The organism is Actinomadura madurae (assembly GCF_047130825.1).
GTDB lineage: Bacteria > Actinomycetota > Actinomycetes > Streptosporangiales > Streptosporangiaceae > Spirillospora > Spirillospora madurae.
Window position 1 is genome coordinate 6,037,761 of sequence record NZ_CP083237.1, and the last position, 19,471, is coordinate 6,057,231.

Below are 19,471 nucleotides of genomic sequence, written 5' to 3' on the forward strand. Positions count from 1 at the left end.
CCCCTGCCCCACCGAAAGCACCCTCATCGGTATCGGCTTTCGGGGGTGAAGTCCTGGTTGAGGAGGGTGGTTACTATTCGGGCGCTCATTGCTACCAGGGGGAGGCCGCCGCCTGGGTGGGTGGAGCCGCCTACCAGGTACAGGCCGTGGCGGGGGCCGCGGTTGGTGGGGCGGCGGAAGGGGGCGAGGCGGCCGAGGTGGGGGGTGCCGTAGATCGCGCCGCCCCAGGCGCCGTAGCGGTCGCGGAGGTCCGCCGGGGTGAACGGCTCGACGAAGCGCAGGCGGCCCGACAGGTCGTGGCCGCGGCGCGCCAAGTGCTCCAGCACCAGGTCCCGGTAGCCGTCGACGGACATCGGCCAGCGGCCCGGGTCGCGGGACGGGACGTTCACCAGCAGCACCCAGTTCTCCGCTCCGGCGGGCGCCTGGGTGGGGTCGTCCACCGCCGAGCAACCGATGTAGATCGTGGGGTCCTCGGGCGGCACCCGGCGGAGGAAGATGTCGTCGAACTCCCGCCGGTAGTCGGCCGAGAAGAGGACCGAGTGGTGCGGCAGCCCGTCGGTCCGGCCGTCGACGCCGGCGAGCAGCAGGAACGCCGAGGACGACGTGCCGAGGGTCGCGATCCGGCGCAGGCGGCGGCGGTCGGGGAGCAGGCGGCCGTACAGGGCGGCGGCGTCGGCGTTGACCACCACGGCGTCCGCCCTCACGTGTTCGCCCGACGCCAGCATCACGCCCGAGACCGCCGAACGAGAGGCGGTCACCCGCTCCACCTCGGCACCGGTGCGGACGTCCACGCCGGCCGAACTCAGGAGCGCGGCGAGGTCGTCGGCGAGGCGCCGCATGCCGCCGGGCACGTACCAGCCGCCGTCCCCGTGCTCGATCGCCGGGACGCAGCCGAGCGCCGCCGGCGCCCGGTACGGGTTCGACCCCGCGTACGTCGCGTACCGGTTCACGTACTGGCGCAGCCGCGGGTCGTCGAAGAAACGGCGGGCCAGCCCGTTCAGGGTCCGGCCGGGCGCGACCGCGAGCAGGTCGCGGGGCCGGGCGTGCTCCGGTGGACGTCCCAGGGGCCCGGCGAAGAAGGTTCGCTGTGAGGCCGCCAGGCACTTCTCGGCCCAGGTGTAGTAGGCACTCCACGCGGCGCCCTGGCCTGGGGCCAGCCGGTCGACCTCCTTGGCCATCCGGGCGGGGTCGCGGTGGGCGCGCAGGAGCGTTCCGTCGGCGAAGTGGTACCGGCACAGCTCGTCCAGTTCCAGCAGGGGGCGGCCCACGCCCAGCTCGCGGAACAGTCCGGGCAGCGTGAGCAGCGACGGGCCGAGCGAGAACACGAAGCCGTCCCGCTCGTGCTCCGCCAGCTTGCCGCCGAGCCGACCGAGCCTCTCGTAGAGCCGGACGTCGTGGCCGCCGCGCGCCAGCAGCAGTGCCGCGACCATCCCGCCGACTCCGCCGCCGACCACGATCACCTCCGCCATGCGCGCCTCCACGCCGGGACGGCGAACGCCCCCATCGCGGCGCCGCCGGCCGCCGCCACGAGGAGGTCGCGCGGCTCGAACACCGCCGCGAACGCCAGCGTCTCCATCGCCGCCATCACCGTGTAGAGCGCGACCAGCCCGCGGGACACGTCCGTCCGCCTAACCACGACGTCGATCAGCACCATGACCAGGAACGACACCAGCAGCCACCCCGCGAAGTTGCTGACCGGAACGCCCCGGTACGGGCCGCCGTCCGGCCAGGTCCACAGGCCGAGGCGCAGCATTTGCGGATCGAGGAACAGGTCCCAGGCGGTCAGGGCCAGCGCTCCGGCCGCCCATCGCGCGAGCCGGTTCTCCGGCAGGACGGACGCCGCGACCGCGTGGGCCGCGAGCCCCATGCCGCCCCACGCCACCGCCACCGTGACCGGCACGCCGCCCACCTGCGGTCGCAGCACCGGCGTGTAGGAGTACTCCCCGAACGGCACGCCCGCCCGGACTCCCACCCACTCGGCCACGTACCCGACGGCCACCGCCGCGCCGAAGGCCGCCGCCGCCCGGCGGAGCCCGTGCCGGGCGGCAAGGTACGACACGGCGCTCGCGGCCAGGAGTGCCACGACGACGCTGGTCAGGACGATCGGCCTCGGACGCACCCCGGACAGCACCTGCGCCGCCATCATCGCGGCGAGAAACCCGGTTCCCGCGAGTGCCCATGCGCTCGGACGCCGCCGGACGGCCGGACGCCGCCGGACGGCCCTCCTATGCCGTCCGGCTCGTCCCATGCGCCCGACCCGCACCTGCCCCACATAGCCTTTTCGTGGCCGGATGCCGCCGTGGATGCATGAGCCTAGGAAGAGACGCTGAACGCGAGCAGCGCCGTGTCGTCCTGGAGTGCCTCGCCGAACTGTTCGAGCAGTCCGTTCAACGCGGTGATCAGCGGCTTGGCGTCCATGGGGGCGAGATCGGCGACGAAGGAGCGCAGGGCCTCCTCGCCGAACAGTTCCCGGCCGGCGCCGGTGCGAGCCTCGGTCAGACCGTCGGTATACAGCAAGAGGGTGTCGCCCGGATGCAGGACCGTGTCGGCGCTGGCGAAGAACGCATCGGGCAGGGCTCCGACGAGCTGGCCTCCCGGAGTGTGCAGGTACCCGGCCCGTCCGTCACGCCGCAGGACGAGCGCCGGCGGATGCCCGCCGCTGGCGAGATGGACGGTGAAAGAGGCGGGGCCCGGCGTCAACATCCCGTAGACGGCGGTGCAGTACTGGAGGTCCTCGTCCGTGCCGTGCGCGTCCAGGACGGTGTTGAGGACGGTCAGCGCCGCCACCGGTTCGGGATCCTGAACGGCCGCCGCGCGCAACGTGTAGCGGGTGAGCGAGGTGATGGCGGCGGCCTTGGGGCCCTTGCCGCGCACGTCACCGAGGAAGAACCCCCAGCGCATCGCGTCCAGGGGGAACACGTCGTAGAAGTCGCCGCCCATACGGTCGGGCGAAGCGGTGCGGTACGACGAGGCGATCTGGAGGCCGGGAACCTCCGGGAGGAGGGGAGGCAGGAGGCTCTGCTGCAGGACGTCGAGCGCCTCCTGCAACCTGTCGCGGTCGACCTCGGCCTTCCGATGCTCCTCCTCCGCCGCACGGCGGGCGCGAAGGAGCTCCTCCTCGTAGGCGCGGCGGTCGCGGGCCTCAAGCAGCGTCATGCGGATCTGCCGCGACTCACCGCCGGCCTTGCTCGCGCCCGCCCCGCTCTCGCCCGCCGCGCCGCCCGCCCCGCTCGCGCCGTCCTCGCCGTTCGGGACCTTCGTGACGACCGCCGTGACCAGCACCGGGATGCGGTCGCCGCCGGCGGCCACGACCTCCATGGCGATGCCGTCGACGCGGCCCTGCATGTGCAGCAGCGGCGCGAAATGGGTCTCGTGGTAGAGCTTGCCGCCCACGGTGAGCAGGTCCGCGAACCGCAGCCGGTCCAGCACCTCGGCGCGGTCGCGGCCGATCCAGTCCAGCAGCGTCCGGTTGATCTTGGTGATCGTCCCGTCCATGCGGGTGGACACGTAGCCGACCGGGGCGCTCTCGTAGAACTCCTCGGCGGGACGCGTCACGGCGGCAGGTCCCGGACGAAGGCGATGATCGCCTCCGCGGTGGGCTCGGGCGCGCTGAGCTGGGGGCAGCGGCCGGACGCGTCGAGCGTCCGCAGCCGGCTGCCGGGGATCGCGGCGTGCACGTACGCGCCCACCTCGGGCGGCGCGATCACGTCCTGGGCGCAGTCCAGCACCAGCGTCGGCACCGTGACGTTGCGCAGGTCCTCGCGGTTGTCCGACAGGAAGGTGGTGCGCGCGAAGACCCGGGCGATGTCGGGGTCGGTGCGGCAGAACGCGTTGGTCAGCTCCGCGCCGAGCTCGGGACGGTCCGGATTCCCCATGATCACCGGGGCCATGGCGGCGGACCAGCCCAGGTAGTTCGACTCCAGCGACGCCAGCAGCTCCTCGATGTCCTCCGCGGTGAACCCGCCCCGGTAGCCGGCCTCGTCGATGTAGCGCGGCGACGGGACCAGCATCACCAGTCCCGTGATCCGCTCGGGCATGGCCGCCGCCGCGAGGACGCCCACCATCGCGCTGACCGAGTGCCCGACGAACACGGCGTCCCGGACGTCCAGCCCCTCGCAGATCTCCACGACGTCGCGGGCGTACCCGTCGAGCGACCCGTAGCGGGCCTCGTCCCAGGCCGACAGGTCGGACCGCCCGGAACCGACATAGTCGAACAGCACCACCCGGAAGGTCTCGGCCAAGCGGGGGGCCACCAGCCGCCACAGGTTCTGGTCGCAACCGAACCCGTGCGCGAGGACGACGACGCGCCCCTCGGCCGGGCCCTGGACGGTCACGTTGTTCCTGGTGACGACGTCCATGCTCTCAGACGGGCTCGGCCGGGGACGGCATCCGCCGGGGGCCGCGCCGGCCGCCGAAGGCCTCCGTGGCGGCCACCGTCCGGAACTCCTCCAGGATGGTGATCTGCGCCTCGGCCCGCGCGAGCAGTTTCCGCAGCTCCTCGGCGTCCAGGGCGGGGTAATCGCCGGTGAGGGCGAGCAGGGTGCGCCAGCACGCCGCCTTCCCCTCGACTCCGAGCCGCATGGCCTCGGCCTCCACCACGTCGGTCAGCGGGGGCCGGCCCCGCAGCTGCCCGTTGAGCTTCAGCCGTCCCAGCTTCTCCCCCGCGGACATCGCGATGCTCTTGTAGCGCCGGACGGGGATGCCGAGCGCCTTCATGGTCGCGAGCAGGGCGCCCCGGTCGGTCGCGATGTCGTCGGCCAGCCGGCGCAACCGCTCCCCGTCCGGCCTGCCCTCGTGCGCCTGCGCGAGGGCACGGGACCGGGCCACCCCGCCCGCCGCCCCGGCCAGGTGATCGTTCATGTAGATCGCCAGGAATGTCGTTTTCTCCATGGAGGCCCCCCTACCCGGTGAGATCCCGCCGACGACTGTCCGGCGCCATCACTTGAGCGGGTCGTGACCCCAGTTCATCAGCGAGTACCGCCACCTGCTCTCCGTGACGTCCCCGGACGGCCGCTGCGCGAGATGCCGGTGCACGTACCCGACGACCTTGTTCATGTGGGCGTAGTCGTCCTCGCCCAGATCCGCCTTCTTCGCCCGGAGCAGCTCCACGATCCTGCGCCCGGACGCGTGCCCGGTCGACTCCCCGCCGCCGTCCTTCTGCCCGGCCGACCGCGACTCGTCCGTCTCCAGCCAGCGTTCGAGCTCCCCGGCGGTCATGTTGACGACCTTCCCGAACTCGGCCGCCACCTCGTCGTCCGTCACGACTTCCGCCTCTTCAGCGCCGACGCCTTGTGGACGGCCTTCTTCCCGCTCTTGTGGCTGCGGACGACGTACTGCGGCTCCTCCGGCGACGCCGCGACCGTCCGTCCGCCCTCCTCGCGCCGGTCGGTGACCTTCTTCTCGACCCGTCCCTCGGCCTCGGACCCGTGGCTCCGCCAGGTGACCTCGTCCCCCGCCTTGAACTCGTCCTCACGTTTCGTCATGCACGCCCACCTACCCCCCGAGCCGCCGCATCCGACCAAACCCCAGGTCAAAAGCGACAAGCGGCAGGGCGCGGCCCCGCCGGGGCCACGCCGTGCCTGTCGGTGCGGGTCGGTGCGGGTCGGTGCGGTCAGTCGCGCGGGCCGGTGTAGCCGAGCCGGCCGCGGGTGACGATCAGGAGCACCAGCGCCACCGTCCCGTAGCCGATGCTGCCCGCCACCAGGATCAGCGAGGGCTCGGTGTCCTTGAACATCTCCGGCAGGACGAGGCTCGCGACGTTGTTGTTGGTCGCGTGCAGCAGCAGGGCGAGGGGCAGGCTCTCGTTGGTGTGGTTGAAGACCCAGGTGATGATGAAGCTGATCGCGACGCACATCACGAGGAACGTGCCGACCATGCTCCACCAGCCGGCGGTGTCCGGCCGCGTCCCGCCGAGCGACCAGGCCGTGAAGAACAGCGGAAGGTGCCAGAAGGCCCACACCACACCGAGGATCAGGGTGCCTACGGCGGCCCCGTGGCGGCGCTGCAGCAGCGGGAGGGCGAGGTCGCGCCAGCCGGGCTCCTCGGCGAGGCCGGTCGTCAGGATCTGGACGACGAGAGCGGGGACGAAGGCCACCAGGACCAGGACGGAGGGCGTCCGCAGGTCGCCGGCCGCGCCGGGCAGCGCCAGGGTCCCGCCGATGAGCATCGCCGTGACGCCGAGCACCACGAGCGGGTACCAGTACCAGCCGACCCGCATCCGCAGCAGCCGCCGCTTCCAGTCGCGCAGCCCCGCGCGGCCGCCGGTGACGAGCGTGACGAGCAGCGCCGCGCCGAGCGGGCCGACGTACGCGCCGGGGAGGATGCCGAGGAGCTGGGCCTCGTCGGTGAACCCGGGGAAGCGGAAGTCCAGCACCCCGAGGCCCTGAGCGGACAGCAGGTACGGCAGCCAGCACAGCCAGCTCGCCGCGAACGCCACGGTGAAGAACGACAGGAGCGGGTGCCGCTGGACGAGTCCGAGCGGTCCGCGGCGGCGGGGGACGGGCGCCGGGGCGAACTGGACGGTGTCCGGCCGCGTGGGCGTGCTCATCGGGAGCCTCCATCGGGGTGGGGGTCGTGGTGCGAACACGACCTATCGCACCATCGGCGCACCCTCCGGATCACTCCCGTCACCTGCTCGAACGTCCGTCCAGCGCTCTGCCCGCCGGGTGGTACAGCAGGCTGGACCGCGGGCGTCAGGCGTGCCCCTGGGTCTCCTCCAGGTAGCGCAGGACGGCGGCGACCCGCCGGTCCGCGCGGTCGGTGGGCGCCAGGTCGAGCTTCGCGAAGATGTTCCGGATGTGCTTGTGGACGGCCCCCTCCGTCACGACGAGCCGTTCGGCGATCGCGGTGTTGCCGAGCCCTTCGGCCATCAGGGCGAGGACGTCGCGCTCCCGGGCCGTCAGCCGCTCCAGCGCGCTGTCGTGCCGGGTGCGGGTGAGCAGCTGCGTGACGACGTCGGGGTCGATGGCCGTCCCGCCGCCGGCGACGCGGTGCAGGGCGTCCAGGAACTGCTCGACGCGGCCGACCCGCTCCTTGAGCAGGTAGCCGAGCCGTTCGGCGCCGGCGGTCAGCAGCTCGGTGGCGAACGACTGCTCGACGTAGGCGGACAGGACGAGCACGGCCAGCCCGGGATGGCGGCGCCGCGCCTCCACCGCCGCCTTGATCCCCTCGTCGGTGTGGGTGGGCGGCATGCGGACGTCGACGATCGCGACGTCCGGCTCGTGGTCGTCGACGGCCTTCAGGAAGGACTCGGGGTCCTCGGTGGTGGCGACCACGTCGAGGTCCTCGGCGCGCAGCAGCAGCGCGACGCCCTCGCGCAGCAGGAAGTCGTCGTCGGCGATCACAATCCGCATGGCAGCTCCACCTGTACTGTCGTCGGCCCACCGGGTGGGCTGGTCACGGCGAGGGTGCCGTCGTGCGCCTCGATCCGGCTGCGGATGCCGGTGAGCCCGGACCCGGCGCCCGCGTCCGCGCCGCCGACCCCGTCATCGTCCACCCGCACGACCAGCCGGTCGCCCTTGAGGCGCACGGCCACGGACGCGTGCCGCGCCCGGCTGTGCTTGGAGATGTTGGTGAGCGCCTCGGCCGTCACGAAATAGGCGGTGGCCTCGACGGACGCGGCGCAGCGGCCCGGCAGGTCGACGTCGACCTCGCAGGGGACGGCGCAGTCGGCGGCGAGCCCGGCGAGGGCGCCCTCCAGGCCCCGGCCCTCCAGGACGGGCGGCAGGATGCTGCGCACGACCGTCCGCAGCTCGGCCAGCGCCTGCTCGGCGACGTCCTGCGCCTGCCCGATCAGCTCGTCGGCCTTGGCCGGGTCGCGGGCCAGCGCGCGGCGGGTCGCGCCGAGCAGGACGGTGACGGCGACCAGCCGGTTCTGCGCGCCGTCGTGCAGCGAACGCTCGATGCGCCGCAGTTCCGTCGCGTGCGCGTCCAGCGCCGCCGCCCGGGTCGCGGACAGCTGCGCGATCCGCAGGGACAGGTCGGCATCGGCGTCGGGTGTGAGGAGCCGCCGGCCCGGCCACGCCTGCAGCCGGGCCAGTCCGGGCCCGACGATCACGAAGACGACGCCCAGGACGACGCCGAGGACCCCGACGGCCAGCGCGGTGGCCTCGTTGTGCACGTCCCAGAACACGAAGGTCGGCTCGGCCGACTCCCGGGGCAGCACCCGCCACCATGCCGGATAGGTCACGTACTGGAGGGCGTTCACCGACAGCAGCACCCCGGCGCCGCCGGTGAGCAGGCCGAGCGTCGCGTGCACCGGCAGCCACAGCAGCTCGCGCCGGACGGACGGGTCGCCGAGGGCGGGACGCAGCGCGGCGGGCGCGGGCCCCGGCCCGAGGATCTCCGGCCCGGACCGCGACAGCCGCCCCCGCTCCCGGTCGGCCACGGCCCGGACGGCGCGCGGCACGGTCGCCGCCAGCGGCAGGCCCACGACCAGGGCGCACAGCAGGGCGACGATGACGAGCCACATCAGCACGGCGAACGCCAGCAGGGCCGTCCCGAGGCCGCCGACCAGGCGCTCGACCGCTTCGAGCAGGGCGCGCGCCCGTCCCCGCCCGGCGGCCCGTCCACGATTCTTCACGGGCATGCCACCTCCAACGCCCGCGACACTAGGGCGGCGTGCTGATCTCCGTCCCGTGATCGGACGTGAAGTACAGCCTGCTGTACCAAGGAAGACACGCCCGCTGGATCGTCTCCCGCCGTCGCCGTTCCTACCGTGATCAGTGTCGATCGGACCTCTTCACGAAGGAGCATGACATGACGAACACCGGCGGCGTTCCGGCCACCCAGCGCGACGGCGGAATACTGCGCCCGATTCTGTGGGCGGTGCTGGCGATCGGCGTGGTGGGCAACATCTGCTTCTCCGGCGCCGGCCTGCCGATGGCCGGAAACATCGCGTTCAGCACGGTCAGCCTGGTCGGCACGGTCGGCCTGATCGTCCACCATTACCGGACCCGCCGCTGAGCGCCCTCGCCCGGCCGTGGGTACACCAGGTGGGGTGAGCACGGAAGGAGGCTGTGATGGGAATCGTCTCACGCGGGTTTCACGGCCGGCGGCGCGAGTCCGCCGACCTGCCGCCCGGACAGTACCTGACCGAGGACTTCCCGGTGCTCTCGGCCGGCCCGACCCCGCGGATCTCGCGGGACGACTGGGAGTTCACCGTCACCACGGAGACCGGGCAGCGGCACCGGTGGACATGGCGCGAACTGCTCGACCTGCCGTCCGAGGCACCGCATGTGGACATCCACTGCGTCACCAAATGGTCCAAGCTGGGCACGGACTGGCAGGGGGTCTCGCTGGACGTCCTGCTGGCCGATGTCGAGACCGCGGCCGACTTCGCGCTCGTGTCGTCCTACGGCGGGTACACCACGAACCTCCCGCTGGAGGACCTGCTGGACGGGCAGGCCTGGATCGTCCACGGCTTCGACGGTGACGATCTCGCGCCGGAGCACGGGGGCCCGGCGCGACTGCTCGTGCCGCACCTGTACTTCTGGAAGTCGGCGAAATGGGTGCGCGGCATCGACCTGCTCACCGAGAACGAGCCCGGCTTCTGGGAGACCGCCGGCTACCACGACTACGGGGACCCATGGCGCGAGCAGCGGTACCAGGGCGACTGACCTGGCGCGTCGCGCGGCTCACCGAGTCCCGCGCCGAGACGGCGACGGCCCGCACGCTGGTCTTCGACGTGCCCGACTGGCCGGGGCATCTGGCCGGTCAGCACGTCGACGTCCGGCTGACGGCCGATGACGGGTACACCGCGCAGCGCAGCTACTCGCTCTCCGCACCCGACCGGGTCGAGTTGACCGTCCAGCGGATAGCGGACGGCGAGGTCTCCCCCTACCTCGCCGACGTGCTCGACATCGGCGACGCGGTCGAGCTTCGCGGCCCGGTCGGCGGCTGGTTCGTGTGGCGGCCGGGCACGGGACGTCCCGTCCTGCTGGTCGCGGGCGGCTCCGGCGTCGCACCGCTGATGGCCATGATCCGGGCCCGCCGCCGCGCCGGGGACGGCGCCCCGTTCCGGCTGCTGTACTCAACGCGCACGCCCGGCGACGTCTACTACGCCGACGAGCTGCGGCGCCCCGACCCCTTTCTGGACGTCACCCACGTCTACACCCGGGAGGCCCCGGACGGCTGGCCGCGCCCGCCGGGCCGCCTGACCCCGTCCGACCTGGACGGCGGCCCCGCCGACCCGGACTGCTTCATCTGCGGGCCGACCGCCTTTGTGGAGGCGGCCGCCGACCTCCTCGTCGACCGCGGCCACGACCCCCGGCGCATCAAGACCGAACGGTTCGGCTGAGCGGAGGCAGACATGACCGTGCCCCATCGAGACTCCCCGGGCGCACCCGCCCCGGTGGACGGCAACGCGCTCGCCGGCCCGCTGGGCGAAGTGTTCGCCGTGGACGTCACCGCGGCCATCGGCCGCTGCGCCAACTGCGGCCTGACCGGCCCGGTCGCCGCGCTGCGCGTCTACGACCGGGCGCCCGGCATGGTCGCCCGCTGCCCCGGCTGCGACCACGTCGTCCTACGCCTCGTCCGAACCCCGGACGCCGCCTGGCTGGACCTGACCGGCGCGGTCTCCCTCCACATCCAGCTTCCGCCCGCCGAAGCGACGTAGCCCTCAAGCCTTCAGGACGCGGACCGGTCGAGGTCGGACAGGTCCAGCACGAACCGGTAACGGACGTCGCCCCGGTCCAGACGTTCCAGCGCCTCCTGGACGCGCGACGAGGGGAGCACCTCGACGTCCGCGGCGATGCCGTGCTCGGCGCAGAAGGCGAGCATCTCCGCCGTTTCCCGGCGGCCGCCCGTGCCCGACGAGGACAGCTTCTTGCGGCCGATGGCCAGCTCCATGATCCGCACCGATGTCGGCATGGGGTAGCCGAGCACGGACAGCGTGCCGTCCAGTCCCACCATGCTCAGCAGCGGAGAGAGGTCGTGCGCGGCCGAGACGGTGTCCAGGACGAGGTCGAACCGCCCCCGCGCCTGCCGCGCCCGCGCCTCGTCGGTGGTCAGGAGCAGGTCCGCGGCTCCGAGCCCGCGAGCGTCCGCGGCCTTGCCGGGGGTGCGGCTGAGCACGGTGACCTCGGCGCCGAGAGCGGCGGCCAGCTTCACCCCGAGGTGCCCCAGCCCGCCCAGTCCGGCCACGGCGACCCGGCTGCCCGGTCCGACCCCGGCCGCCCGCATCGGCTCCCACATGCTGATCCCGGCGCACATCAGCGGCGCGGCGGCGGCCGGGTCGAGCCCGCCGGGCAGCCGATAGGCGAACTTCTCGCGCAGGACGTACTCGCGGCTGTACCCGCCTCGCGTCTTCGTCCCGTCGACACGTTCGGTCCCGCCGTAGGTGGAGACGGGGCCTTCGTAGCAGTAGTTCTCCTGCCCCACCTGGCACATCGGGCAGGTTCCGCAGGAGTCGACGAGGGTCCCGACCGCGACCCGGTCACCGGGCGCCAAGCCGGTCACCGCGGTACCGGCGGCGGTGACCGTGCCGGTGAACTCGTGGCCGGGGACCACCGCGCCCTCACCGAGCATGCCGCGGATCCTGTGCAGGTCGCTGTGGCAGACGCCGCAGTAGTCGACGCGCACCGCGATGTCGTCGTCGCGCAGATCCCGGCGTTCGATCGCGACCCGCTCCAGGACGGTCGAGCCGTCGTCGACGCTCTGCCAAGCGGTGGTGGGACGCATGCTTCCTCCAAAGACAGACTATTCGGTCTGTTTCGACCGTAGCCTGATCCGGACGCAGAAACAAACCAACTAGTCTGTCTGCTACAGTGGTCCCGTGCCCGAACTGCCGACGACGACGCGCGGCGCCGCGACGAGCCGGCGCATCCTCGACGCGGCCGCCGAGGAGTTCGCGGAGCGCGGCATCGCCGGCGCCCGGATCGACCGCATCATCGCCGCGGCGCGCACCAACAAGGCCCAGCTCTACGGCTACTTCGGCAGCAAGGACGGCCTGTTCGACGCGGTGATCGCCGACCGCGCCGACCGCCTGATGAGCGCCGTCCCGATCGACGCGAACGACCTCCCCGGCTGGGCCGTCGGGATGTACGACGAGAACGTGCGCCACCCCGAGCTGGTCCGCCTCATGGCCTGGCTGCGACTGGAACGGCGCTCCCAGGGCCGGCTGTCCGACGCTTCGGACCACGAGCCGAAGATCGCCGCCATCACCCGCGCCCAGACGGAAGGCCGGATACGCGAGGGCGACCCGTCCGACCTGATCGCCATGGTCGTCGCCATGGCCTGCGCCTGGTCACCGGTCAGCGGCGTCCACGTCGCCACCTCGGACGAGCCGACCGCCGATCACGACCGCCGCCGCGCGCTCCTGCGCGACTGCGTGGCCCGCGCCCTGACCCCATGACCGCTCGTCCTCCCCGGACGCCACACCTCCCTCTCGCCTCCTACGCCGAAGCCCCCGGGGTCGTCGACCTGGCGGTCGCCGGCATGCTCCTCATGGAGCTGTGACCTGCTACAACACCGTCCGCAGGGTGACCGACACGCGTCGGCCGCGGGGCACCCGTCCGTCCGGGCCCGGGTCGGACTTGCGCGCCGGGATGGCGTGCCGCCAGGTGAACCGTGCCGGGCCGGTCATCACGCACAGGCTGCCGCGTTCGAGGCGCACCGGCACGCGTGTCTTGTCCTGCGGGTGGGTGAACTCCATGACGCACCCCGACAGCAGGCTCACCGAGGCGACGACCGGCCCGAAGGCGGGCACGCGGTCGACGTGGGCGCTGATGCCCTGACCGGGCAGGTACTCGTTCACGATCACCTGGTCGGCGGGCCGCTCGAAGTGCCCCTCCTCGTGCAGCCGCCGGACCAGCGCCATCGCCCAGCCGGGAAGCGGCGGGGCCGGGGCGCCGCCCACCCCGCGGCTGCCGTAGTCGTAGCGGTGCCCGTAATGCTGGACGCGCCGCCGCAACTGCGACGACCAGGGCGCGGCATCGACCTCCGCCACCACCCGCCGCTGACCGTCCTCGTCCAACCATCGATCAACGCACACAAGCCCCGGCACCATTCTCGAAAATATATTCGACCATTACCGGCCCGGTCCAGGCTGCCGTGGGAGATCCAGTGGCCCGGCCCGAACCGGACGTGCACCTTTCAATTCTTGAACCGATTCTGCGCGCGGTACGTGGGTGGTGTGACGGCGCCGTCGACGTGCGTCGGCTCGATGAACACACAGGGGAGGTTCCATCATGCGACGACTCGCTCGTGATCGGGTGGCGATCGACGCGGCCATCGGCCTGCTCACCGCCGCGGCCGTGGTCGCGCCCTTATCCGAGGCCGGACCGGCTGACGCGGCAGCCGATCCGAGCCGGGCGACCGAGAACCGGAGCGCCGCGTCCCCTGGCGGGCGCACGGCCTACGTGACGAACAGCGCGAACGTCGGCGGCACCGCCAATGTCACTCGCTTCTCGATCGGCGCGACCGGCGCCCTGACGCCGGTCGACGCGGTGGCGCTGGGCGACCGCGGCGGGGCGCGCAGTATGGTCTTCACCCCCGACCTGCGATTCGCCTACCTGGCGAACACCCGGGTCGACCGGGTGGTGAGGTTCCGGATCGGGCCCGGCGGCGCGCTCGAACGCCTCGGTGAGGTCGAGACCCCGGGACCGTTCGCGATGGCGATCGCCCCGGACGGAAAGACGATCTATGTCAGCAACGCGGGCACCCGCATGCTGTCGCCGTTCACGGTCGGGAGAGGGGGCGAGCTCAAGCCGCTGCGCTCGGTGGACACTGGGGCGGAGGTCGCCAAGGGAGTCTCCGTGACGCCCGACGGCCGCTTCGTGTACGTCAGCCACGGCTCGCCAAGCGACACCACGCCGACCGTGATGACCGGCTTCGCCCTGCGATCGAACGGCTCCGTGGGACGCGAGGTCGCACGGAAGAAGATCGGGATCTCCGGCGCGGAGACCGTCATCACCCCGGACGGCCGGTTTGTTTACGTCGTGAACCAGGGCTCGAACAACGTGCACGGATTCCGCATCGGCGTCGACGGCGCGCTCACCCCCGTGCCGAACTCACCCGTCGACGGCGGCGACTTCCCGGAGGGCGCCGGAATAAGCCCGGACGGACGCGGACTGTACGTCGCTGCGGTCGGCGTCGAGGGGAACGACCCGGATGCGCGCGCGGGCCAGGTGCTGAGTTTCACGATCGGCGACGACGGGAGGCTCACCGAAAAGCCTCGGCGCGTCACGATGGCGAGTCCGATCGGCATCGGGTTCTCGGCGGACGGGCGCCACCTGTACGTCAGCGATTACACCGAGAGCATCGTCAACGCGTTCGCGGTAGCGCCGGACGGCACTCTCGACCTCATCCAGACGGCTGCCTCGAATGGCCCGCGCCCTGCCTTCCACTCGATCAACGTGCTGCCCTCGCGCGGGACTGCCTCCGCGCGATAGGCCATCAGAGCATGCCGGCCTCTGGGCTTCTCCCGCTGACGCAAGTGCACACACAGCGGACCCCAACCGCGGTGAGCACGGTCCTGCGGGCGGCCGTCCAGACCCGTACTGAACACGCCGCTGGCTGACCACTCCCACAAGCTACTCACCTCCCTCAACCGCGGGACCGCACGGCGGCCTGTCCTTCACCAATCCATATCAAGGGACACCGGAAGACGTGTGACGTGTCCGGCCGGGGTGGGTCAGGGCCTGGTGGGGAGGACGGTGCGGGCGATGGCGGCGCGTTCGGCGGCTTCGCGTTCGGCGGCGGCCTTCTCGGCGGCGGCGCGCCTGTCGTAGGCGGAACGGGCCGCGGCGATGGCGTTCTGGTGCTCTTCCGTCCAGACGACGAGGGCGCGGATGGTGCTGTGCAGGGTCGCGCCCATGGGCGTCAGCTCGTAGTCCACGCGCGGCGGGACGGTCGGGTGCACGGTCCGGCTCACCAGGCCGTCGCGTTCCAGGTGCCGCAGGGTCCGGGCCAGCATCCGCTGGCTGACCCCGTCGATCGCGCGGCGGAGCTCGGTGAACCGCAGGCTGCGCTTGTCGAGCAGCGCGATGACGAGGAGCGACCACTTGTCGGCGACGCGGTCGAGGATCTGCCGCACCTCGCAGTCGGCGCGCTGGTCCCACTGGAGAACGTCGTCGTCGAGGTCGGTATCCCCGCAGTAACCGGGGGACTCGAAAGTTCCGTCTTCCATGGTCACCGATGGTGCCTGACGATGCTGTCGGTTACAAGAGGGAACCGGCAGGCACTCGGGGAACCATCCCGGGGCCGGTTCCCGATGGAGAGGGTCGGGCACCGATGTCCAATTCCGTCACCGGACCCGCCGGTGGGCCATCCCATCTGACGGGCCGCTCGCTGGGTCTGCTGCTGGTCCTGTGCGGCGCGATCTTCCTGGAGGGGATCGACGTGGCGATGCTGAACGTGGCACTGCCGTCGATCCGCGCCGACCTGGGCCTGTCCACCGGGATGCTCAGCGGCGTCGTCAGCGCCTACGTGCTCGGCTACGGCGGGTTCATGCTCCTGGGCGGACGCGCCGCCGACCTGCTGGGCCACCGCCGGATGTTCGTGCTGTGGCTCGTCGTCTTCCTGGTCTTCTCCGGGTTCGGCGGGCTCGCCACCGAGGGCTGGATGCTGCTGGCCGCCCGGTTCGTCACGGGCGTCGCGGCCGCGTTCATGGCACCCGCCGGGCTGGCACTGATCACGTCCAACTTCCCGGAGGGGCCCGCGCGCACCAGGGCACTCGGCGTCTACGCGGGGACGGCGGCGGGCGGCTACTCGTTCGGCGTGGTCGCGGGCGGCGCGCTCACCTCGCTCGGCTGGCGCTGGGTGTTCTTCGCACCGGTCATCCTGTCGGCGCTGATCCTGGTGGCGGCCCTGGCACTCGTCCGCGACACGGGCGGCGCACGTCCCTCCGGCGGCTTCGACCTGGCGGGGGCCTTCACCATCACCGGAGCGATGCTGCTCCTGGCGTACGGGGTGGTGCGGCTGGAGCATCCCGGCGACGGCACCGGCCTGACCGCCGGAGTGTTCGCCGGCGGGCTGGCCCTGCTGGGGCTGTTCCTCGCGGTCGAGCGGCGATCTTCGTCACCGCTGCTGCGGCTCGGGATCCTCCGCTCGGCGCCGCTGGTGCGCGTCAACGTGGCCGCGCTGCTGTTCCTGGCCGCGTTCGCGGGCTTCCAGTTCCTGGCGACCCTGTACTTCCAGGAGTTGCGCGGCTGGAGCGCGATGCAGACCGGCCTGGCCCTGCTGGTGATCAGCATCGACGCCGTCCTCGCGCCCGTCCTGACACCGCGCCTGGTGAACCGCTTCGGCAACATCCGCGTCCTGTTCTGCGGCCTCACGCTCGCGGCGGTCGCGTACGCGCTGTTCCTGCCCCTCGGGATCGACTGGGCCTATGCCGCCATGCTCCCGGCGCTGATCCTGCTCGGGCTGGCCTTCTCCCTGGCGTACGGGCCGCTCACCATGGCCGCCACCGACGGCGTCGCCGAGGACGAGCACGGCCTGGCGGGTGGCCTGCTCTACACCTCCATCCAGTTCGGCACGGCGCTCGGCCTGTCGACCGTCACCGCCGTCAGCGTCTCGGCGGGCTCGGGACTGGACGCCCTGCGCACCGCACTGGTCGTGCCCGTGACGGCGTCCGCGCTCGGCGCCGTCGTCATCGCCTTCGGCCTCCGAAGCCCGCGGCGGCCCGGCGACCCGATCCGGGAGCCCCGGGCCGAGGCCGCGACCACCGTCTGACGGGCAAAGAAGAATTCGCCGTCCGTCATCCGAGCCTTTCCGAACTTAAGGTTACGAGTTTCCGCGCAGGGGGGAGGGAGTTACGGGTTTGGTGTGGCGAGTTGCGAACTCCGGACGGGGCCGAGGTGTGCTACGGACTCGGACGAGACCGGCGGTGTCCCCGTATCGACCCGCCTTTCGCAGGGAGCAGATGCCATGAGCACGATCAAAACGCGCGACGGTACAGAGATCTACTACAAGGATTGGGGAAAGGGCCCGGTCGTCACGTTCTCTCACGGCTGGCCGTTGAGTTCTGATGCGTGGGACGGCCAGATGCTGTTCCTCGTCCAGCACGGCTACCGGGTGGTCGCGCACGACCGGCGCGGGCACGGCCGGTCCAGCCAGGGCTCCACGGGAAACGACATGGACGGGTACGCCGACGATCTGGCCGCGTTGATCGAGGCGCTCAACCTCGACGATGTGACGCTGGTGGGCCACTCCACCGGAGGCGGCGAGGTCGCCCGCTACATCGGCCGGCACGGCACGAGCCGGGTCGCCAAGGCGGTCCTGATCGCCGCCGTGCCCCCGATCATGGTGAAGACCGCGGACAATCCCGAGGGCCTGCCCATCGAGGTGTTCGACAAGATGCGCGAGGACCTCGTCAACGATCGTTCGCAGTTCTACAAGGATCTGGCCGTCCAGTTCTACGGCGCCAACCGACCCGGCGCCACCGTCTCCCAGGGCGTGCTCGACCAGTTCTGGATGTGGAGCATGCAAGCGGGTCTCATCAACGCCTACGAGAGCATCAAGGCGTTCTCCGAGACCGACTTCCACGACGACCTCGCCAAGTTCGACGTGCCGACGCTGGTGCTGCACGGCGAGGACGACCAGATCGTCCCGGTCAAGGACTCGGCGGTCAAATCGGCCCGGCTGATCAAGGGCGCCAAGGACGTCTATTACCCCGGGGCCCCTCACGGGCTGACCGCCACCCTCCAGGACCGGGTCAACGCAGAACTGCTGGCCTTCCTGCAAAACGGCGCCGAGGCCTGATTCGAGACCGGTCGGATACGAAGGAGGCGCGCTATGGCGTCCATTTCCGAAAGAGAGAACCGGGAGATCGAGGCGGCCAACGCCTCGGGCAAGACACCGGTCGTCTTCATCCACGGCCTCTGGCTGCTGCCGAGCAGCTGGGACAAGTGGGCGGACTTCTTCGAGCAGGCCGGCTACGCGCCGCTGACGCCGGACTGGCCGGACGATCCGGAGACAGTGGAAGAGGCTCGGGCGAATCCGGATGTCCTCGCCAAGAAGACCTTAAAGCAGATCGCCGACCACACCAGGGAGGTCGTCAGCGCCTTGGACAGGAAGCCGGTGCTGGTAGGGCACTCGACCGGCGGCCTGCTGGCGGAGATGCTCGCGGGGGAGGGCCTCTCGGCGACCACGGTCGCCATCGACCCCGGGATCTTCCGCGGTGTGCTGCCGCTGCCGGCCTCCGTGCTCCGAGGTGTCGGCCCCTTCCTGATCGACCCGCGCACGCGGGGCCGTGCGATCACGCTCACGTTCGACCAGTTCGTCTACGGCTGGGCGAACGCGCTGGACGAGGAGGAGGCGCGGAACCTCTACGACACCTTCCACGTCGCCGGTTCCGGGATGGCGCTCATGCAGATGGGCAACGCGAACCTCAACCCGTGGACGGAGGCGAAGGCGGACACGAGGAACCCCGACCGCGGTCCCCTGCTGATCATCGACGGGGAGAAGGACCACACGGTGCCCTGGGCGATCGCGAACGCCGCCTACAAACGGCAGAAGCACAATCCCGCCGTGACGGAGATCGTGAAGATGCCGGACCGAGGCCACTCCCTCACCATCGACCACGCCTGGCCCGAGGTAGCCCAGACCACCCTCGACTTCGTCGAGCGCTGCGCCTGAAGGGCCGAAGTCTGGTTAGCGCGGCTTCCGCGCCTCGAACAAGGTGCGGGTGCTGTGCGCCACGAAAGGCCCTTCCGCCACGATCTGCTCGTGCAGCTCCTTGAGCTGGGGAAGGTAAGCCGCCACCGTGAAGCCCGGCACCATCCAGATCACCTTGCGCAGGAAGTGGACGACCGCTCCGACGTCGTAGAACTCCATCCGCAACCGTTCCGTTCGCACGTCTACGACCTCCAGCCCGGCAGCGTCCGCCCGCGTCCGCTCCAGATCCGGGTGGCGGCTGTTCCTGGTCTCCTCCGGCTGCGGGCCGCGGAAGTACTCGACGAGCTCGAAGACGCTCGCCGGGCCGACATGCTGGGCGAAGTACGTCCCACCAGGACGCAGGACGCGCGCGATCTCCTCGAAGTAGGGCTTCACGGGATGCCGGCTGACCACCAGGTCGAACGCATCGTCCGCGAACGGCAACGGCGGCTCCTCCGGTGCGGCGACCACGACCGTACCGAGCGGGTGCAGCAAGTCCGTGGCCTTGGCGACGTTGGGCGGCCAAGCCTCGGTCGCCACACACAGCGGCGGCCGCTCGGGCACGCCGGCGAGCACTTCACCCCCACCGGTCTGGATGTCCAGCGCGGCACTGGCCGAGGCCATGCGCTCCCCCATCGACCGCTGATACCCCCAAGAGGGCCGCGCCTCGGTGGCCCGCCCCTCGAACCACGAGAAGTCCCACCCCTCGGTAGGGACGGCCTCAGCCTCCGCAACCAACTCCTCAAACAAACGCACACCACCCATGCCCCCAGAGTCCCAGGGTGGCGAAGACCCCTCCCACAGGTTTTCGAGCTCCAGCCGACCACGTGGCCGCACCCTCGCCCCACCATCTGCCGACCCGCACGACCTCGCCGGC

General features: G+C 71.7%; 23 protein-coding genes. 9 read left to right on the forward strand and 14 right to left on the reverse strand.

The window, feature by feature from the left end; genetic code table 11:
- Positions 1-23: 23 nt before the first annotated feature.
- The 10 genes from K8Z49_RS27430 to K8Z49_RS27475 form a co-directional block, all read right to left on the reverse strand.
- On the reverse strand, positions 24-1,469 hold the full coding sequence (locus K8Z49_RS27430) for a phytoene desaturase family protein (RefSeq protein WP_111830810.1): 1,446 nt from the start codon (positions 1,467-1,469) through the stop codon (positions 24-26).
- Entirely contained in the window at positions 1,457-2,248 is a 792-nt protein-coding gene (locus K8Z49_RS27435) for a carotenoid biosynthesis protein (RefSeq protein ID WP_081842793.1), read from the reverse strand. Before K8Z49_RS27435 ends, K8Z49_RS27430 begins: the two co-directional genes overlap by 13 nt.
- Positions 2,249-2,313: 65 nt before the next feature.
- Positions 2,314-3,555, reverse strand: coding sequence for a PP2C family protein-serine/threonine phosphatase (locus tag K8Z49_RS27440; RefSeq protein ID WP_412515571.1), 1,242 nt, complete (start codon positions 3,553-3,555; stop codon positions 2,314-2,316).
- Positions 3,552-4,358: an alpha/beta fold hydrolase gene (locus K8Z49_RS27445; RefSeq protein ID WP_412515572.1), complete on the reverse strand. Its 807-nt coding sequence runs from the start codon at positions 4,356-4,358 to the stop codon at positions 3,552-3,554. The genes K8Z49_RS27440 and K8Z49_RS27445 overlap by 4 nt, the downstream gene beginning before the upstream one ends.
- 4 nt (positions 4,359-4,362) lie before the next feature.
- The gene (locus K8Z49_RS27450; protein ID WP_024935957.1) at positions 4,363-4,890 is read right to left on the reverse strand and encodes a hypothetical protein; all 528 of its coding nucleotides are present in this window, start codon (positions 4,888-4,890) and stop codon (positions 4,363-4,365) included.
- 48 nt (positions 4,891-4,938) lie between these two features.
- The gene (locus K8Z49_RS27455; protein WP_412515573.1) at positions 4,939-5,262 is read right to left on the reverse strand and encodes a DUF3140 domain-containing protein; all 324 of its coding nucleotides are present in this window, start codon (positions 5,260-5,262) and stop codon (positions 4,939-4,941) included.
- Positions 5,259-5,483, reverse strand: a complete 225-nt coding sequence (locus tag K8Z49_RS27460) for a DUF2945 domain-containing protein (protein ID WP_075024905.1) — start codon at positions 5,481-5,483, stop codon at positions 5,259-5,261. Before K8Z49_RS27460 ends, K8Z49_RS27455 begins: the two co-directional genes overlap by 4 nt.
- 128 nt (positions 5,484-5,611) lie before the next feature.
- Entirely contained in the window at positions 5,612-6,547 is a 936-nt protein-coding gene (locus K8Z49_RS27465) for a CPBP family intramembrane glutamic endopeptidase (RefSeq protein ID WP_075024904.1), read from the reverse strand.
- A 145-nt stretch (positions 6,548-6,692) separates the two neighbouring features.
- Entirely contained in the window at positions 6,693-7,352 is a 660-nt protein-coding gene (locus K8Z49_RS27470; RefSeq protein ID WP_024935958.1) for a response regulator transcription factor, read from the reverse strand.
- Positions 7,340-8,587: a sensor histidine kinase gene (locus K8Z49_RS27475; protein ID WP_075024903.1), complete on the reverse strand. Its 1,248-nt coding sequence runs from the start codon at positions 8,585-8,587 to the stop codon at positions 7,340-7,342. Before K8Z49_RS27475 ends, K8Z49_RS27470 begins: the two co-directional genes overlap by 13 nt.
- 170 nt (positions 8,588-8,757) lie before the next feature.
- Here K8Z49_RS27475 and K8Z49_RS27480 point away from each other — a divergent pair, with 170 nt between their 5' ends.
- Genes K8Z49_RS27480 through K8Z49_RS27495 form a run of 4 tightly spaced genes read left to right on the forward strand, consistent with a single transcriptional unit; the run spans position 8,758 to position 10,615 of the window.
- Positions 8,758-8,964, forward strand: coding sequence for a hypothetical protein (locus K8Z49_RS27480; protein WP_021592147.1), 207 nt, complete (start codon positions 8,758-8,760; stop codon positions 8,962-8,964).
- A gap of 56 nt (positions 8,965-9,020) precedes the next feature.
- Positions 9,021-9,617 (forward strand): sulfite oxidase-like oxidoreductase, encoded by a 597-nt coding sequence (locus K8Z49_RS27485; protein WP_021592148.1) that lies wholly within the window; start codon positions 9,021-9,023, stop codon positions 9,615-9,617.
- A complete protein-coding gene (locus tag K8Z49_RS27490) occupies positions 9,587-10,297 on the forward strand; it encodes a ferredoxin reductase (RefSeq protein WP_412515574.1) in 711 nt (236 codons plus the stop codon). The genes K8Z49_RS27485 and K8Z49_RS27490 overlap by 31 nt, the downstream gene beginning before the upstream one ends.
- 12 nt (positions 10,298-10,309) lie before the next feature.
- Positions 10,310-10,615, forward strand: a complete 306-nt coding sequence (locus K8Z49_RS27495) for a DUF6510 family protein (RefSeq protein ID WP_052357751.1) — start codon at positions 10,310-10,312, stop codon at positions 10,613-10,615.
- Positions 10,616-10,626: 11 nt separating this feature from the next.
- On the opposite strand, the gene K8Z49_RS27500 is transcribed toward K8Z49_RS27495, so the two are convergent.
- The gene (locus tag K8Z49_RS27500; RefSeq protein ID WP_412515575.1) at positions 10,627-11,679 is read right to left on the reverse strand and encodes an NAD(P)-dependent alcohol dehydrogenase; all 1,053 of its coding nucleotides are present in this window, start codon (positions 11,677-11,679) and stop codon (positions 10,627-10,629) included.
- A 94-nt stretch (positions 11,680-11,773) separates the two neighbouring features.
- Here K8Z49_RS27500 and K8Z49_RS27505 point away from each other — a divergent pair, with 94 nt between their 5' ends.
- On the forward strand, positions 11,774-12,352 hold the full coding sequence (locus tag K8Z49_RS27505; RefSeq protein ID WP_021592152.1) for a TetR/AcrR family transcriptional regulator: 579 nt from the start codon (positions 11,774-11,776) through the stop codon (positions 12,350-12,352).
- Between the two features lie 108 nt (positions 12,353-12,460).
- Here K8Z49_RS27505 and K8Z49_RS27510 read toward each other — a convergent pair whose 3' ends face one another.
- A complete protein-coding gene (locus tag K8Z49_RS27510; RefSeq protein ID WP_412515576.1) occupies positions 12,461-12,973 on the reverse strand; it encodes an alpha-ketoglutarate-dependent dioxygenase AlkB in 513 nt (170 codons plus the stop codon).
- 238 nt (positions 12,974-13,211) lie between these two features.
- Here K8Z49_RS27510 and K8Z49_RS27515 point away from each other — a divergent pair, with 238 nt between their 5' ends.
- Entirely contained in the window at positions 13,212-14,390 is a 1,179-nt protein-coding gene (locus K8Z49_RS27515; RefSeq protein ID WP_075024899.1) for a lactonase family protein, read from the forward strand.
- Between the two features lie 242 nt (positions 14,391-14,632).
- Here the strand turns inward: K8Z49_RS27515 and K8Z49_RS27520 are convergent, their stop codons facing one another.
- A complete protein-coding gene (locus K8Z49_RS27520) occupies positions 14,633-15,127 on the reverse strand; it encodes a winged helix-turn-helix transcriptional regulator (protein ID WP_021592155.1) in 495 nt (164 codons plus the stop codon).
- 104 nt (positions 15,128-15,231) lie between these two features.
- Between K8Z49_RS27520 and K8Z49_RS27525 the strand changes: the two genes are divergently transcribed.
- The 3 genes from K8Z49_RS27525 to K8Z49_RS27535 all read left to right on the forward strand — a co-directional run bounded on the left by K8Z49_RS27525 (position 15,232) and on the right by K8Z49_RS27535 (position 18,576).
- The gene (locus tag K8Z49_RS27525) at positions 15,232-16,671 is read left to right on the forward strand and encodes an MFS transporter (RefSeq protein WP_412515577.1); all 1,440 of its coding nucleotides are present in this window, start codon (positions 15,232-15,234) and stop codon (positions 16,669-16,671) included.
- Between the two features lie 195 nt (positions 16,672-16,866).
- Positions 16,867-17,700 (forward strand): alpha/beta fold hydrolase, encoded by an 834-nt coding sequence (locus tag K8Z49_RS27530; protein WP_111830817.1) that lies wholly within the window; start codon positions 16,867-16,869, stop codon positions 17,698-17,700.
- Positions 17,701-17,733: 33 nt separating this feature from the next.
- Positions 17,734-18,576 carry an alpha/beta hydrolase gene (locus K8Z49_RS27535; protein WP_412515578.1) on the forward strand — a complete coding sequence of 281 codons (843 nt, stop codon included), beginning with the start codon at positions 17,734-17,736 and terminating at the stop codon, positions 18,574-18,576.
- Between the two features lie 15 nt (positions 18,577-18,591).
- On the opposite strand, the gene K8Z49_RS27540 is transcribed toward K8Z49_RS27535, so the two are convergent.
- The gene (locus K8Z49_RS27540; RefSeq protein WP_412515579.1) at positions 18,592-19,359 is read right to left on the reverse strand and encodes a methyltransferase domain-containing protein; all 768 of its coding nucleotides are present in this window, start codon (positions 19,357-19,359) and stop codon (positions 18,592-18,594) included.
- Positions 19,360-19,471 lie beyond the last annotated feature (112 nt).